The following is a 15606-nucleotide window of genomic DNA, read 5'->3' on the forward strand; positions in this document are numbered from 1 at the left end:
AGTGATTATGGCAACAATTACATTTGAAAATGTATCCAAAAAATTCGGTTCAAATGAAGTGTTAAAAAATCTGTCCTTAGTTGTACAAGATGGAGAATGTTTTACGCTTCTTGGCCCATCCGGCTGTGGGAAAACTGTCTTATTACGCCTGCTTGCAGGATTTGATGTGCCTGATAGTGGCCGTATTTTAATTGATGATGTGGTTGTTGCCGATCCCGCTACAAACACGGATATTCCGCCAGATCAACGCGGTCTAGGTGTGGTCTTCCAAGATTATGCTGTTTGGCCGCATATGACTGTCTTTGACAATATCGCCTACCCTCTTAAATTAAAGAATATTGAAAAACAAGCTCTCCATAAACAAGTGATGGAAGTTGTCGAATTAGTCAATTTAACTGGCTTAGAAGAACGTTTACCTTCTCAATTATCAGGAGGACAACAACAGCGTGTTGCTCTCGCAAGGGCATTAGTTGCTAAACCATCTTTAATGCTCTTAGACGAACCTCTCAATAATCTAGATGCCAATCTTCGAGAGGAAATGCGTTTCGAAATTAAAGAGTTACAGAAAAAGCTCGGTATTACTATTCTGTACGTAACACATGACCAAGAAATTGCCCTCGCAATATCAGACCGTTTGGCCATTATGAATGAGCATGGCGATATCCAACAAATTGGCACACCATGGGACATTTACGAACGTTCAGAAAATGAGATGGTGTTTAAATTTATGGGGCTCGCAAATTTCATTCCAGTGAGATTCCAAAATAATCATCATTATATTGGAGAAGGTAATCAAATTTTAAACTGGAAAAACTTGCCACCTAATTCAGGGAAATTAGGATGTCGACCTTCCGATATCATACTAAGCAAAAATAATGAAGGTTTACTAGGAAAAGTATCAAGAGCCAGCTTTCTTGGTGCGGTAATGGATTATATGGTAGAGATTGATGGTGTAACACTACGAACAGAAATCCCAACTAATAAAGCATTACGTAATAATTTAATGTTCAATGAAGGTGAAAATTGCTTTATCAGTTTTCATGATTTGCTTTGGTTTGATTCTGCTAAAGAAATCTAGAGGGGTTTATTATGGCTACAACTATTCAAAATAATCATCCATTCAATATTGCTAACGTTATTCTAGCCTTATCTATCGGTATCTTAGTGATCGTTGTTGCGGTTCCTGTTTTACTTATTTTCCTCAATTCTTTTTGGGTTGATGGACAATTTAATATCACCGATGTGGTGAATATTCTTAAGCAAGAAGAAACCTATGAAGCATTACTCAATTCACTTTTCATCGCATCTGGTGTAACTGTGATGAGTACGATTATTGGTACATTTTTTGCTTGGTTAGTGACTCGAACAGATCTACCTTATAAAGGTTTTATGAAAGTGATGTTCCTTGTGCCTTTTATGCTTCCTTCTTTCATTGGAGCCTTAGCTTGGAAAATGTTACTTTCACCACGTTCTGGTTATATTAACCAATTCTTCATGGATTTAGGATTTGATGGACCTATTTTTAATATCTATAGCTACGCCGGTATTATGGCTGTAGAAACGATGTATCTTTTCCCATTCGTCTTTATCCAAGTCTGTGGTGCATTAGAGCGCATGGACCCTACATTAGAAGAATCAGCGAGAATCTCAGGCGCAAGCCTCTTTACCATTACACGTAAAATTACCATTCCACTCGTCATGCCAAGTATTCTTTCTGGGGCATTACTCATTATGCTCTATTCTATGGCTCACTTTGGTACTGTTGCCGTACTAGGCGTAGAAAATGGTATTTTTAACATTCCAACCCTCATTTATGAACGTATTCACCAAAGTGCGGGTAGTTTTGAAGCCATTCGCACCGGTACTGTACTTGCAACTGTTTTAGTATTCACTGCGGCACTGATTATTTGGTTACAAAATAAAATCTTAAATAAAGGTCGATTCCAAATTATTGCAGGTAAAAGCTTTAGACCTATCGAAGTAAAACTTCGAGGTTTAAGAAAACCGTTGCTTGTTATTTGCTTACTCTACATCGCCTTTACAATCGTATTGCCTACAGTCACGATTTTCCTTGTTGGTGGATTAAAAACCTATGGATTACCAATTACATGGGAAAATCTCACATTAGATAACTATAAATTCATCTTATTTGAATGGCAGTTAACAAAAGATGCAATTCGCAATAGCGTGACTCTCGGTCTCGCTGCAGCATTGATTACCATGTTTGCAGGGGTAATGATTTCTTATGTTATCGTTAAAATGCGTGTTCGTGGAAAAGGCATTCTTGAGTTCTTAGGGATGTTGCCATTCTCCGTACCTGGCTCTGTAATTGCTCTTGGGGTGATCCTTGCCTGGAGTGGTAAATTTGGCATCAATCTCTACAACACTGTTTGGATTATTTTAATTGCTTACATTGCACGTTATATGGCTTTCTCACTCAAAGCTAACTCTGCAGCACTTGAGCAAGTTCATGATTCATTAGTTGAAGCTTCTCGAGCATGTGGAGCAAGTATGTGGCAATCCTTAAAAGATATTGTTATCCCACTCGTAAGACCAGGGATGATTGCTGCTTTCTTCCTGATTTTCCTTCCAGCCCTACGTGAATTGACCGTTTCTGTTATGTTATATGGTCCTTCTACACGAACCATCGGGGTAGCGATTTATACCCTAAATGAAGACGGTGAAACCGTTTATTCTGCGGCATTAGCAGGTATCGCCCTAATAATCATTGTATTAGGTCAAACTGTTATTAAACGTTATGCTGAAAAGAAAACTCAAAAATAGAAGGTTAGGAGTAAAAGATGAGCTATATTCAATTAAATCATGTCATGAAAAAATTTGGTGATGTTATTGCCATTGAAGATCTTAACCTTTCTATCGAAAAAGGTGAATGTTTCTCTATGCTAGGGCCATCAGGTTGTGGAAAAACAACAACCTTACGAATGATCGCAGGCTTTGAAGACTTAGACGGAGGAGAAATTAAAGTCGGTGATAAATTACTATCATCGAAGAAAAACAATTTCTATCTCCCGCCTGAGAAACGCAATTTCGGTATGGTATTTCAGGCCTTTGCGGTATGGCCACATATGACGGTATATGACAACGTTGCCTTTCCGTTAAAACTCAAAAATATTTCAGCCCAAGAAATTGAAAAACGAACAACTGATGCGTTAAGACACACTAATTTACTTAGTGTTGCCAAGAAAAGCCCTGATGATTTATCTGGTGGTGGAAAACAACGTGTGGCTCTTGCTAGAGCATTAGCAATCAACCCAGATGTCATGTTACTAGACGAACCATTATCAAGCTTAGACCCACATCTTCGCGAAGAAATGCGGTTTGAAATTAAGGCATTACAGAAAAAATTTGGGTTCTCAATTATTTATGTGACTCATGACCAATCTGAAGCGATGGCACTTTCAGATCGTATTATGGTTATGAAGAAAGGGGCGGTACAACAAATTGATACCCCATTAAATATTTATAACAACCCAGCTAACAAGTTTGTCTTCAATTTTATCGGGTTATCAAATCAATTAAATGTAAACCTGTCATCACAAGGTATTCATATTGATAAAATTGATGGTATTTTTAATCTTCCAGAAATGCCGAATAATGACTTACTTTCACAAGGGAAAGCAATATTGGCAAGCCGTCCATCTGACATTGAATTTGTTCAACAAGGTGGAATTCCTGGTGTCGTAAAACGTCGTTCCTATCTTGGTGAAGTGACGGATTATAATATCCAAGTTGGAGATCAAGATATTCGTGTTCAAATTGGACGACGAGATTCTGGCCCGAAAGAAGGGGAAACATGTCAGATAGCCTTTGAACATTTGCATTGGTACCCTGCTGAATAACATATCTTAAGTGCGGTTAAATTTAACCGCACTTTTATTTTTTATGATAATTAAACAAGCTTTTCTCATTATCAACTAATCTTTGATCCCGCTCACAATTTCAAAAAAATAAACTTTCTTTATTTTTCAACTCTTTCTACAATACCCTTGTTTTTATTATTAAAAACACACAATTCAATTTAACTTCAGATATCACAAGGGTCTAATTATGAAAATTTTAACTTGGCCTGTGGTTGCAGGTGCTGCACTTGGTATCGTTGCGCCACTTCTCACTTACAATGGCAATCCTGGTAATATGGGATTTTGTGCGGCTTGTTTCTTACGCGATACAGCCGGCTCGCTTGGATTACACCACGCCGCCCCATTGCAATACCTTCGCCCAGAACTCATTGGATTAGTTTTAGGAGCACTCGCCAGTGCATTCTTATCTAAGGAATTTAAACCTCGTGGTGGCTCTGCCCCACTCGCTCGTATTAGCTTAGGCTTTTTTGCGATGCTTGGTGCACTCATTTTCTTAGGTTGTCCATGGCGTGCTTATTTACGATTAGGTGGCGGTGATCTCACTGCAATTGCAGGTATCGTAGGATTGTTTGCCGGTGTATTAGGCGGCATTTTCTTCGCTAATCGAGGATTCTCATTAGGTAAATCTAAGGAACAAAGCCAATCTTCAGGTTTAATTGGTCCAATCTTTGCCGTAATTTTGCTTGTTTTAGCCTTAACCCAATTTAAATTTGGTGAAAATCTAGCAATTTACACCTCTGAAAAAGGCCCTGGTGCACAACATGCGGCTATTTGGATGTCACTTGCTGGCGGATTACTTCTCGGTGTGCTGATGCAAAAATCACGTTTTTGCACAATTGGGGCATTCCGAAACTTTGTCCTCTTCCGTGATGCACATTTATTAAATGGTGTGATTGCACTGATAGTCTTTGCAGCAATAACTAATGCCTTATTAGGTCAATTCCATTTAGGCTTTGAAAAACAACCTATCGCGCATAATGACTATCTCTACAATTTCCTTTCTATGGCGCTTTGCGGACTTTGCTTTGCATTAGGCGGTGGTTGCCCAGGCAAACAATTAGTCAATATTGGTGAAGGAAATAATGACTCAGCATTATTTGTGCTCGGTATGCTACTGGGTGCAGCAGCGGCACATAACTTTGGTTTCGCAGCCGCTCCTACTGGCGTTCCAACCTTTACGCCTTATGTTTTACTTGCCGGTTTTGTAGTTTGTTTATATATCGCATTAACCAATAAATCGGAAGCTTAACATTCATTCAGAATAAACAAAAAGGAAGTCAATTATGACTTCCTTTTTTCGTTTTCAAAAGTGCGGTCATTTTTAACCGCACTTTCCACATCATTAGAGAATATTTTTCTCACCACGGGAAAGGCTAATTAAGCCTGAACGAACAATCTCAAGTAATGTACTTTCTTCCTTCACAGCCTCAACAAAAGCATCTAATTTGTCTTTTGTACCCGTTAATTGAATCGTGTAGGATTTTGTTGTTACATCCACAATCTGACCACGGAATATATCGGCTAAACGTTTTAACTCATCACGTGATGAACCCGTTGCACGTACTTTCACTAACAACACTTCACGCTCAACGTGCTCATGTTCACTCAAGTTAATAACTTTAAACACATCCACTAATTTGTGAAGTTGTTTTTCGATTTGTTCGAGCACTTGCTCATCACCCACCGCTTCAATCGTCATACGAGAAAGCGTTGGATCATCGGTTGGTGCCACAGTTAAGCTTTCAATGTTAAATGCACGTTGGGAAAATAAGCCGACCACACGAGATAATGCACCGGATTCATTTTCTAATAAAACAGATAAAATTCTACGCATTATTCTTTCTCCTCTTGTGGTTTGCTTAAAATCATCTCATTCATTGCCCCGCCGCGAACTTGCATTGGGTAAACGTGTTCGGTTTCATCAACGTTAATATCAACAAAGACCAATTTATTTTTAATACTGAAGGCTTCTTTTAATTTGCTTTCTAATTCATCTGGTGTCGAAATTTGAATTCCCACATGACCATAAGATTCGGCTAACTTCACGAAATCCGGTAAAGAATTCATATAAGTTTGAGAATGGCGGCCAGAGTAAATCAAATCCTGCCATTGTTTTACCATTCCTAAGAAGTGGTTGTTCAAACAAATTACCACAACAGGAATACCATATTGCGTTGCTGTTGAAAGCTCTTGAATATTCATTTGAATACTGCCATCGCCCGTTACACAAACCACGGTTGCTTCAGGATGCGCAAGTTTTACCCCTAATGCAGCTGGTAAACCAAAGCCCATGGTACCTGCACCACCTGAATTGATCCAACGACGTGGTAAATCAAACGGATAATGTAATGCGGCAAACATTTGGTGTTGCCCTACATCCGATGCCACATAAGCTTGGCCTTTTGTGATGCGATATACGGCTTCCATCACTTGCTGTGGTTTGATGACGCCTGAAGTGCGGTCGAAATCCAAGCATTTTTTCGCTTTCCATTCATCAATTTGTTTCCACCAATCTTCTAATTGGTTTTGAGGACGCGAACCAATTTCTTCACCTAATAAGCTTAAGAACTCATCCAATACATTTTTAGCGTTACCTACAATTGGAATCGCAACAGGGACGTTTTTAGAAATAGAGGTTGGATCAATATCAATCTGAATCACTTTTGCATTCGGGCAATATTTATCTAAGTTGTTAGTGGTTCGGTCATCAAAACGAACACCAACACCTAGAATTAAATCACTTTCATGCATGGCTGTATTGGCTTCATAAGTCCCGTGCATCCCAAGCATGCCTAAGAATTGTTTGTCCGTACTTGGATACACACCTAAACCCATTAATGATGAGGTAACCGGTAAATTTAAACGTTGTGCAAATTGCGTTAATTCTTCATGACAGCCTGCTGCAATAGCACCACCACCGACGAATAAAACCGGTTTTTTAGCCACTAATAATGCTTTTAACGCTTTCTTAATTTGACCTTTGTGACCATTTACCGTTGGATTATAAGAACGAAGCTCAACAGATTTTGGATATTCGTAAGGATATTTTAAAGTTGGATTTACGGTATCTTTTGGAATGTCTACGACAACAGGACCTGGACGGCCTGTTGATGCGATATAAAAGGCTTTTTTCAAGATACCTGGAATGTCTTCTGCTTTTTTAACAATAAAGCTGTGCTTAACCACTGGACGAGAAATCCCCACCATATCACATTCTTGGAACGCATCACGGCCGATTAAGCTACTCATTACCTGACCTGAAATGATCACCATTGGTACTGAATCAGTATAAGCGGTCAAAATACCCGTAATCGCATTGGTCGCACCAGGTCCTGATGTTACTAACACACAACCTACTTTACCTGTCGCACGCGCATAACCATCTGCCATATGTACCGCAGCTTGCTCATGACGAACTAAAATATGCTCAATCCCACCAAGGGTATGGATTGCATCATAAATATCCAATACGGCACCGCCCGGATAACCAAATAAATACTCAACGCCTTCGTCACGCAAAGACTGAACCACCATTTCCGCACCGGATAATTTCTTCATATTTTACTCCTAAAACTGACCGCACTTTTATTTGTTACGATTCTTGTCAAAACGATGGAAACATCATACCGAAAGAAAATAACTTGTCTAGCATTGTAAAAGTCTAAAAAAACAAATTTAAAAGCATTAAAATCTATATAAATTAAAGAATAAAGTTTTAAATAAAGATTAAAATCAAAAAACATGGATAATTGAATTTTTATATAGAATTTTATAAAAATAAAAAAATTATATTCTTTTGTTCAAAAATTTGAACTAGATCACATTTTAAATGTTGTTTTCTCTTATGAGCGGGAGGAAAAGAATTGATGATAAGAAAAAACCGCACTTGGAAGATCCAAAGTGCGGTTAGAATTTAAGAGGTTTTTAATTAGCCTTTATAGCGTTTGAACACTAAAGTCGCATTTGTACCACCGAAACCAAAGCTGTTTGACATTACAGTTTGTAAGCCTGCATTTTCTTTTGTTTCAGTCACGATATTGCAGCCTTCTGCCGCTTCGTCTAATTTTTCAATATTAATGCTTGGTGCAATGAAGTCATTGTGTAGCATTAATAAGGTATAGATTGCTTCGTGTGCACCAGCAGCACCTAAAGAGTGACCGGTCATTGATTTGGTTGAAGAAATCGCGGGGATTTTATCACCAAATACATTTTTGATTGCACCTAATTCTTTCACGTCACCAACTGGTGTTGATGTACCGTGTACGTTGATGTAATCAATTGGGGTATCTACCGTTGCCATTGCTTGTTTCATACAACGCTCTGCACCTTCACCACTTGGCGCTACCATGTCGTAACCATCAGAGGTTGCACCGTAACCCACGATTTCTGCGTAGATTTTTGCTCCACGTGCTAATGCGTGTTCTAATTCTTCAACCACCACAACTGCACCACCACCTGCGATAACGAAACCATCACGGTCTGCATCATAAGCACGAGACGCTTTTTCTGGGGTATCATTGTATTTAGTTGAAACCGCACCCATTGCATCGAATTCAGTTGCACATTCCCAAGATAATTCTTCCGCACCACCAGCGAAAACCACATCTTGTTTACCTAATTGGATTAATTCAACTGCGTGACCGATACAGTGTGCAGACGTTGCACAAGCAGAGCTGATTGAGTAGTTCACACCGCGGATTTTGTAAGGGGTTGCTAAACAAGCTGACACACTTGAAGCCATGGTTTTAGTTACTGCATAAGGACCAATTGCTTTCACACCGCGTGGACCACGCACTGCATCACAAGCCACTAATTGGTTGTGAGCTGAACCAGTACCTGCACCGATTACAAGACCTGTACGGTCATTTGAAACTTGATCTTCTGTTAAACCTGAATCTTCAATCGCTTCACGCATAGAAAGGTATGCATAAGCTGCCGCATCACCCATAAAACGATACACTTTACGATCGATGTGCTCGCTTGGATCAAGTTTGATTGTGCCGGCAACATGGCTACGCATTTTCATTTCAATAAACTCAGGCACGACTTCAATACCAGATTTACCTGCTTTTAATGAAGCCAAAACTTCTTCTTTGTTGTTACCGATACTTGAAATAATACCAAAACCAGTAATTACAGCTCTTTTCATTCTTTATTCCTTATGAGTTAGGGGAAATTTAATTCAACTTACAGTTGTTAGCTGAACGCAATTTACTATGAAATGAAAATATTGCAAGCAATAATTCATTTGTTCGACCAGTTAAGTTTTAACCGACTCAAAATTTCCGTGCTATTATAAAAGAATTTGATAAGGCAAAAAAGGGCTAACACATGTTCACCATTCAGCACGCAAAAATCCATTTTAACCAAGAGAATACGCCTGTTTCGGATACATTTGATGATGTGTATTTTTCTAATCAAGATGGTTTAGCGGAAACCCATTATGTATTTTTAGAAGGTAATCTGTTGTGGGAACGTTGGGTTAATTATCAAGAAGCTCATTTTGTTATTGCTGAAACGGGGTTTGGAACAGGATTAAATTTCTTTGCAGTGACCACACTATTCCGTGAATTTCGTCAAAAATACCCAGATTCGCCTTTAAAACGCCTTTATTTTATCTCTTTTGAAAAATACCCTTTACCACTTGATGCATTACAACAAGCCCATTTAGCCTATCCGCAATTTGCTCACCTAGCTGAACATCTACAACAGCATTGGCTTAATCCTATTCAAGGTTGCTATCGTTTTCATTTTGATGAAACTACGTTAGATCTTTGGTTTGGTGATGTGGCTGAAAATCTGCCACAGCTTGGCGATTATATGAATGATAAAATTGATGCGTGGTTTTTAGATGGTTTTGCGCCAAGTAAAAATCCAGACATGTGGAACGAGCAGCTTTATCAGCAAATGTTTCGTTTTACCAAGCCACAAGGCACCTTTGCGACCTTTACTGCAGCAAGTGCGGTCAGAAAAGGCTTAGAAAATTCAGGCTTTGATATTACGAAGCGCAAAGGATTTGGTAAAAAACGGGAATGTCTTTCTGGTCAAAAAACGTATGAAAAAATGACCGCACTTTCGGCACCTTGGTTTCATAGTCAGCCAGCCAATCTAAACGAGCAAGATATTGCCATTATTGGTGGCGGGATAGCCTCGCTTTGCACCGCCATTTCATTGGTTAAACGTGGAGCTAAAATCACAATTTATTGCGAAGATGAGCAAGCTGCCCTAAATGCCTCTGGCAACAAACAAGGCGCATTTTATCCGCAACTGAGCGATGATAACGAGCGTAATATTCGTTTTTATATTCATGCTTTTGCCTATGGCCATCAATTCCTACAATGGGCAATTCAACAAAAAATCGAATTTGAACATGAGTTCTGTGGTGTCGCGCTTTGTGCTTACAGCAACAAAACAGAAAATAAATTAAATAAAATCGCTGAGCTGAATTTGCCTTCTGATTTATATCAGTCACTAAGCCAAACTGAATTAAGCAAAAAAGTGGGCTTACCGTTACCTTTTGGGGGCGGTTTTATTCCTCAAGGCGCTTGGCTTGCACCACGTCAGTTAGTTCAAGATGCTTTTGCCTTTTTGGAGAAACAAAGCATCCAAATTAAAACATCACAAAAAGTAACCGCACTTTCTCAAACAGAACACGGCTGGCAAATCAAAACTGCTGAAAATGAAACTTTCAACCATGAAGTAATTGTTTTGGCAAACGGGCATAAACTCACTGAGTTTGAACAAACACGAAAACTCCCACTCTACCCTGTTCGCGGGCAAGTGAGCCAAATTCCAACATCCGCAAATTTGCTTAAACTCAAAACTGTGTTGTGCTATGACGGCTACCTGACCCCAGTCGATCAAGCGAAAACCAGTCATTGTATTGGCGCAAGTCATGTTCGTGATAATGCAACTCGTGAATTTAGCCTAACTGAACAACAAGAAAACCAACAGAAAATTCAGCAAAATATACCTGAAGAGTGGACAAAAGAAGTGGATACATCGGGTAATCTTGCTCGAGTCGGTGTACGTTGTTCGATACGTGATCTCACGCCAATGATGGGCGCTGTTCCTCATTTTTCTACTCAGCAAACACAATATCAGAATTTGTTTAATTTACGCCGCCGTAAACAGCCAATAGAACAAGCTGAAAACTACCCTAATCTCTATTTAATCGGCGCATTAGGCTCACGAGGATTAACCTCTGCACCGTTTTTAGGAGAAACACTGGCTTCCTTAATTTATGGTGAACCCTTACCGATGAGTGAAGATCTGATTCATAACTTAATGCCAAACCGCAGTTGGGTCAGACGCTGGTTGAAAGGTGCAGAGGTGAAATAAAAAAAGTGCCGGTTAAAATCAACCGCACTTTTTCTTAATACAAGCTTAAACGTTGTAATCGCTGTCTGGCGATTTCTTTGATTTCATCCTTTTTCGCCGTATTCATAATTTCCAAATAAAGCAATTTGGCCAAACCAATATTGACTTGAGTCCCAATCCCTTCTTCATACAAACGAGCTAAGCGGAATCGTCCCTCATTGCTGCCCGCATTCGCGGCTTTTTGAAACCATTCAAAGGCTTTGGTAAATTCCTTCTGATTGGTATAAATTTCCCCTAATGTAAGCATGGCATCAGGATCTTTTGTTGCACTGGCTTCAAATAATTTAATCGCTTGAGCGGTATTTTGTTTCACATAGTTGTTGCCGTTGAAATACATCACTGCCAAATTATTAATAGCTTTAATACTGCCTCGCTCAGCAGCTTCGCTAAACCACCAATAAGCCAACTCTTTATTTTCATCCACTCCACGGCCTAAATTATAAAGCATCCCTAAATTGCTTTGCGCTTGTAAATTACCTTCCAACGCAAGAGGATACATAATTTCAAAAACGGCTTTCCAATCTTGTTTCTCAGCCAGTTTTTGCGCTAGATCCATTTTTTGCTGATCCGTCATTTGCGCTTTATCAACCAAATCAATGGTTTTCATCGCAAATGCTGAACTATTTAAGGTAAGTGTGGCGAGGAGTAAAAGTTTGGCTAATGTCTTCATCTTATAATGTCGCTATTAATAAAATAATCAAAAAAATGGCGGATGTTCCGAATTCTATTAGACCGACTTGTTTCACTGAAAGTTTCTTGGTGGGTAAATAAATGGCACGAATTAACGCCGGCACGAAAGCAAGTGATAAGACATATTGTTGGGTAAACAAGCAACCGAGTACACAAAGCACGTGGAAAATAATGGAGGCTTTGAGATAAAGCGGATTTTTGCGTTCACGCATCATTGATTTGACGTAAAGCGTCGTGCCAATAAAAAATAAGCTTGGATACAATGCTACCCACCAGATTTTTTCGTCAAAAGTGCGGTTAGAAAAATAATAGGATCCCATACCTGCAAGGGCAAAAATTGCAATACCCGCTAAATCATTGAGAAGATTGCGTTCATCTTTTTTCTTGGTGTAATAGATACTCACCAATACAAAAGGAAACATGGCGGCAATAAAGAAAAGAATTTGCCAGTTATAAAAAATGGTAGGAAGCGCAAACAAAAAAGCCGCAACCCCATAGATGATGGTCCACTTTTTATATTCCGCCATATTTTTGCCTTTAAAGAGACTAAGCATTGGGTAACTCAGCAAATACATGGTGAACCAAGCTAACAGCAAAAAGAAATGCGCCCAAACAGGTGAGGCTAATAACATACCGTAAACAAAAGGCAATAATGCCATGACAATGGCGCCATATTGATTCGAGATCAGGAGTTTCATAGTTTTCTTTAGTTGATAAAAATTCTCAGTTATTTTATCCCACAATTTCTTGATTTACAAAGTCTAAAACCGCCTTTAGAATGGAATTATCTTCATCAAAAAGGAGCCATTATGTCGATTCAACGTATTCAACCAAGCAAACGCTTTTCTGAAGTGGTCATTCATAACAATACTGCCTATTTTGCTGGCCAAGTACCAGAAAAAACCGTTAAGCAAAATGCTTACGAGCAAACCAAAGAAGTCCTTTCTCTGATCGATAAATTATTGGCTGAAATTGGTTCTGAAAAAAGTAAAATTCTTACCACGCAAATCTTCCTTGCTGATATGGCAGATTATGCTCAACTCAACCAAGCATGGGATGAATGGGTCGATAGCCAAAATCCACCAAGCCGAGCAACGGTAGAAGCGAAACTTGCGGATCCTGATTGGAAAGTTGAGATCGTTATTATTGCGGCTGTATAAACAAGATTTTTCAAAATGTGATCAACCGCAAAGAACGTTTTTCGGTTTTCCTTTACACTAAACACTGAATTCAAAAGAAGGAGTAATGTATGCAATCATGGATACCAGAAATATGGCAAGCCGCTGTGATTGGGCTTGTAGTTGGCGTAATCTTAGGCTATTTGCTGTTACGTTTAACAAAAGGTTCTGTTAAAAAACAAGTTCAAACCGAAGCTGAACTAAAAGAAGTCAAAACACAATTAAGCGATAAACAAGCACAACTTGAAAAACATTTCGCAGAAAGTGCCGAATTATTTAAAACCTTAATTGGTGATTATCAAAAACTCTATCGTCACTATGCCGCTTCATCTGAAGTCTTGCTTGGTAGTAAACCCGCAGAAAAAGGTTTATTTACCCAGCAATTAGTGACAGCCTCATCAGAAAGCAAATCTGAAGAGCCTCCTCGTGATTATTCTGAAGGCTCATCTGGCTTATTAAAAACAGATAAAGAAAACCAATAATAATTAACGGTTGAACAATAAAAAAATCAGGGATTAAATGCTTAATCCCTGATTTTTTATTAGTGATTACTCAATACTTGAGCTGGCTGTAATTTTGCCGCTCGACTAGCTGGATAAAGACTGGCGAGTAAACTCAATACCAATGCCGCCACGAGAACTAATACAACATCGAACCAATGTAATTCGCTTGGTAAGAAATCAACGAAATAGATGCCATCTGATAACAGTTTTTTACCGAGTAATGTCTCGATGCCTTGAATAATCGGTGTGAGATTAAGAGCAAGTACGACGCCTAACACGATACCAATCAAACACCCTTTCATTCCTGCAAGCAAGCCATACCAAATAAAGATCTGTTTAATAAAACCATTATTCGCACCGAGGGTCCGCATAATCGCGATATCACCTTGCTTGTCTTTTACCGCCATAATTAAGGTAGAAACAATATTAAAACACGCTACCCCAATTACAAGCACCATCGCAATATACATCACAGTACGGATAAGCTGAATATCACGATACATATAGCCAAATTTTGCCACCCAGTTTTGAATATAAAGCAGTTGCGGATAATCATTCAGCATCGAATAATCCATGTCTTGTACTTTAAATGGATCATCCACTTTCAATTCAACACCGGTAATTTGATCTTCGCGATACCCCATTAATTCTTGCGCTTGAGGTAATGCCAGTAAGGCATAACTGTGGTCTAACTGACCATCTAAACGTAAAATAGCGGTCACTTGAACACGTTCACGGTTAGGTTGAGCCATTTGATCTTCGCCATTCGGTTGAGAAATCAATAACGACACCCAATCGCCAGCTTTAACATCTAAGTCTTTGGCAATACCAGAGCCTAACACCAATCCGCCTTCTTCTGCAAATTTTTGCCAGCCATCACCTTCCACAAACTTACCAAGAGAACTCACTTGATCTTCAGCTTGTTTATCGACCCCTTTTACTTGAACAACTTTGAGTTTATTGCCATTTTCGACTAAGGCAGTGAAACTCACAAAAGGTGAAAGTGCGGTAATTTTTTTGTTTGTTTTTAGGCGTTCGGCTAACTTCTGCCAATGATTTAATGTGGCTTCATTACCTTGTGGATTTACCGTGATTTCAGCATGTGGCACGACAGCCAAAATGCGCGAGTTTAATTCACGCTCAAAGCCATTCATGGCACTTAACCCTACAATCAACACTGCTACGCCAAGGGCGATACCGATAGCAGAGAATTTTGAAATTAACGCGACCAACGGATTCTTTTGTTTACCTCGTTGATAACGCCAACTAATGAAAAAAGGCGTATTCATTATGCACCTTCCTTCAAAATGCCGTCTTGCATAGTTAAGCAACGAGACAGTTTTTGCGCCAATGACATATCATGTGTCACCAATAAAAACGCAATATTTTGTTCCACATTCAAGGTTTGAATCAACTCAAAAATACTTTCTGTGGTTTTATGATCCAAGTTACCGGTTGGTTCATCGGCCAAGACAAGAGCGGGATTATTCACTAATGCACGAGCAATTGCCACACGTTGACGTTCACCACCCGAAAGTGCAGATGGACGATGGGTAATGCGATGACTTAAGCCTACTGAGCCTAATATTTTTTCAGCACGATCTTTTGCTTCTGTTTTATTTTGACGACCAATTAACATCGGCATCATCACATTTTCTAACGCAGTAAAATCTGCCATTAAATGGTGAAATTGATACACAAAACCTAGATTTTGGTTACGTAATTTAGCCAATTCACTTTCAGACGCCTTTTGCAAAGATTGCCCTTTAATAAACACTTCCCCACTACTTGGCTGATCTAAACCACCCAAAGTGTGCAATAAAGTACTTTTTCCTGAACCAGAACTCCCCACAATCGCCACTAATTCTTGTGGTTTCATGGCAAAGCTTACGCCTTTTAATACTTGGGTTTGGTTCTCGCCTTCTTGGTAAAATTTATTAATATTTTGGCATTCTAATAAGTAGTTATTCATAT

At 39.1% G+C, this 15606-nt stretch carries 14 protein-coding genes; 7 read left to right on the forward strand and 7 right to left on the reverse strand.

Annotated features, from left to right (window positions below):
• The first annotated feature begins 7 nt into the window (after positions 1-7).
• The 4 genes from HMPREF3020_RS02690 (at position 8) to yedE (ending at position 5130) form a co-directional block, all read left to right on the forward strand.
• Positions 8-1078, forward strand: a complete 1071-nt coding sequence (locus HMPREF3020_RS02690) for an ABC transporter ATP-binding protein (RefSeq protein ID WP_070775456.1) — start codon at positions 8-10, stop codon at positions 1076-1078.
• An 11-nt stretch (positions 1079-1089) separates the two neighbouring features.
• Positions 1090-2784, forward strand: coding sequence for an ABC transporter permease (locus HMPREF3020_RS02695; RefSeq protein ID WP_014065220.1), 1695 nt, complete (start codon positions 1090-1092; stop codon positions 2782-2784).
• A 17-nt stretch (positions 2785-2801) separates the two neighbouring features.
• Complete coding sequence (locus HMPREF3020_RS02700; protein ID WP_070775457.1) at positions 2802-3860, forward strand: ABC transporter ATP-binding protein; 1059 nt, start codon at positions 2802-2804, stop codon at positions 3858-3860.
• Between the two features lie 208 nt (positions 3861-4068).
• Positions 4069-5130, forward strand: coding sequence for a YedE family putative selenium transporter (gene yedE / locus HMPREF3020_RS02705; RefSeq protein ID WP_049367502.1), 1062 nt, complete (start codon positions 4069-4071; stop codon positions 5128-5130).
• 93 nt (positions 5131-5223) lie between these two features.
• Here the strand turns inward: yedE and ilvN are convergent, their stop codons facing one another.
• The 3 genes from ilvN to fabB all read right to left on the reverse strand — a co-directional run bounded on the left by ilvN (position 5224) and on the right by fabB (position 9030).
• Positions 5224-5715: an acetolactate synthase small subunit gene (ilvN, locus tag HMPREF3020_RS02710; protein WP_005695880.1), complete on the reverse strand. Its 492-nt coding sequence runs from the start codon at positions 5713-5715 to the stop codon at positions 5224-5226.
• Positions 5715-7439, reverse strand: a complete 1725-nt coding sequence (locus HMPREF3020_RS02715) for an acetolactate synthase 3 large subunit (RefSeq protein ID WP_049367501.1) — start codon at positions 7437-7439, stop codon at positions 5715-5717. The genes ilvN and HMPREF3020_RS02715 overlap by 1 nt, the downstream gene beginning before the upstream one ends.
• Positions 7440-7809: 370 nt before the next feature.
• On the reverse strand, positions 7810-9030 hold the full coding sequence (gene fabB / locus HMPREF3020_RS02720) for a beta-ketoacyl-ACP synthase I (RefSeq protein WP_014065214.1): 1221 nt from the start codon (positions 9028-9030) through the stop codon (positions 7810-7812).
• A gap of 182 nt (positions 9031-9212) precedes the next feature.
• Here fabB and mnmC point away from each other — a divergent pair, with 182 nt between their 5' ends.
• Positions 9213-11222 (forward strand): bifunctional tRNA (5-methylaminomethyl-2-thiouridine)(34)-methyltransferase MnmC2/FAD-dependent 5-carboxymethylaminomethyl-2-thiouridine(34) oxidoreductase MnmC1, encoded by a 2010-nt coding sequence (mnmC, locus tag HMPREF3020_RS02725; RefSeq protein WP_070775458.1) that lies wholly within the window; start codon positions 9213-9215, stop codon positions 11220-11222.
• Between the two features lie 34 nt (positions 11223-11256).
• On the opposite strand, the gene HMPREF3020_RS02730 is transcribed toward mnmC, so the two are convergent.
• Entirely contained in the window at positions 11257-11931 is a 675-nt protein-coding gene (locus HMPREF3020_RS02730) for a tetratricopeptide repeat protein (protein ID WP_070775459.1), read from the reverse strand.
• Between the two features lies 1 nt (position 11932).
• Positions 11933-12649, reverse strand: coding sequence for a YwiC-like family protein (locus tag HMPREF3020_RS02735; protein ID WP_070775460.1), 717 nt, complete (start codon positions 12647-12649; stop codon positions 11933-11935).
• Between the two features lie 111 nt (positions 12650-12760).
• Between HMPREF3020_RS02735 and HMPREF3020_RS02740 the strand changes: the two genes are divergently transcribed.
• Both HMPREF3020_RS02740 and HMPREF3020_RS02745 read left to right on the forward strand, forming a co-directional pair.
• Positions 12761-13111 (forward strand): RidA family protein, encoded by a 351-nt coding sequence (locus tag HMPREF3020_RS02740; RefSeq protein WP_005698531.1) that lies wholly within the window; start codon positions 12761-12763, stop codon positions 13109-13111.
• A gap of 89 nt (positions 13112-13200) precedes the next feature.
• Positions 13201-13611, forward strand: a complete 411-nt coding sequence (locus HMPREF3020_RS02745) for a Z-ring associated ZapG family protein (RefSeq protein ID WP_070775461.1) — start codon at positions 13201-13203, stop codon at positions 13609-13611.
• A gap of 59 nt (positions 13612-13670) precedes the next feature.
• On the opposite strand, the gene lolE is transcribed toward HMPREF3020_RS02745, so the two are convergent.
• Together lolE and lolD are read right to left on the reverse strand one after the other, a co-directional pair.
• On the reverse strand, positions 13671-14921 hold the full coding sequence (lolE, locus tag HMPREF3020_RS02750; RefSeq protein ID WP_070775462.1) for a lipoprotein-releasing ABC transporter permease subunit LolE: 1251 nt from the start codon (positions 14919-14921) through the stop codon (positions 13671-13673).
• Positions 14921-15604 (reverse strand): lipoprotein-releasing ABC transporter ATP-binding protein LolD, encoded by a 684-nt coding sequence (lolD, locus tag HMPREF3020_RS02755; RefSeq protein ID WP_070775463.1) that lies wholly within the window; start codon positions 15602-15604, stop codon positions 14921-14923. The genes lolE and lolD overlap by 1 nt, the downstream gene beginning before the upstream one ends.
• Between the last annotated feature and the right edge of the window lie 2 nt (positions 15605-15606).

It is taken from the genome of Haemophilus sp. HMSC068C11 (genome assembly GCF_001815355.1).
In the GTDB taxonomy this organism is placed as follows: Bacteria; Pseudomonadota; Gammaproteobacteria; order Enterobacterales; family Pasteurellaceae; genus Haemophilus_D.

What these genes read in the sequence shown, in the direction of transcription:
- HMPREF3020_RS02690 (WP_070775456.1), top strand. Translation starts at nt 8, where the DNA reads ATGGCAACAATTACATTTGAAAATGTATCCAAAAAATTCGGTTCAAAT.
- HMPREF3020_RS02695 (WP_014065220.1), top strand. Translation starts at nt 1,090, where the DNA reads ATGGCTACAACTATTCAAAATAATCATCCATTCAATATTGCTAACGTT.
- HMPREF3020_RS02700 (WP_070775457.1), top strand. Translation starts at nt 2,802, where the DNA reads ATGAGCTATATTCAATTAAATCATGTCATGAAAAAATTTGGTGATGTT.
- yedE (WP_049367502.1), top strand. Translation starts at nt 4,069, where the DNA reads ATGAAAATTTTAACTTGGCCTGTGGTTGCAGGTGCTGCACTTGGTATC.
- ilvN (WP_005695880.1), bottom strand. Translation starts at nt 5,715, where the DNA reads ATGCGTAGAATTTTATCTGTTTTATTAGAAAATGAATCCGGTGCATTA.
- HMPREF3020_RS02715 (WP_049367501.1), bottom strand. Translation starts at nt 7,439, where the DNA reads ATGAAGAAATTATCCGGTGCGGAAATGGTGGTTCAGTCTTTGCGTGAC.
- fabB (WP_014065214.1), bottom strand. Translation starts at nt 9,030, where the DNA reads ATGAAAAGAGCTGTAATTACTGGTTTTGGTATTATTTCAAGTATCGGT.
- mnmC (WP_070775458.1), top strand. Translation starts at nt 9,213, where the DNA reads ATGTTCACCATTCAGCACGCAAAAATCCATTTTAACCAAGAGAATACG.
- HMPREF3020_RS02730 (WP_070775459.1), bottom strand. Translation starts at nt 11,931, where the DNA reads ATGAAGACATTAGCCAAACTTTTACTCCTCGCCACACTTACCTTAAAT.
- HMPREF3020_RS02735 (WP_070775460.1), bottom strand. Translation starts at nt 12,649, where the DNA reads ATGAAACTCCTGATCTCGAATCAATATGGCGCCATTGTCATGGCATTA.
- HMPREF3020_RS02740 (WP_005698531.1), top strand. Translation starts at nt 12,761, where the DNA reads ATGTCGATTCAACGTATTCAACCAAGCAAACGCTTTTCTGAAGTGGTC.
- HMPREF3020_RS02745 (WP_070775461.1), top strand. Translation starts at nt 13,201, where the DNA reads ATGCAATCATGGATACCAGAAATATGGCAAGCCGCTGTGATTGGGCTT.
- lolE (WP_070775462.1), bottom strand. Translation starts at nt 14,921, where the DNA reads ATGAATACGCCTTTTTTCATTAGTTGGCGTTATCAACGAGGTAAACAA.
- lolD (WP_070775463.1), bottom strand. Translation starts at nt 15,604, where the DNA reads ATGAATAACTACTTATTAGAATGCCAAAATATTAATAAATTTTACCAA.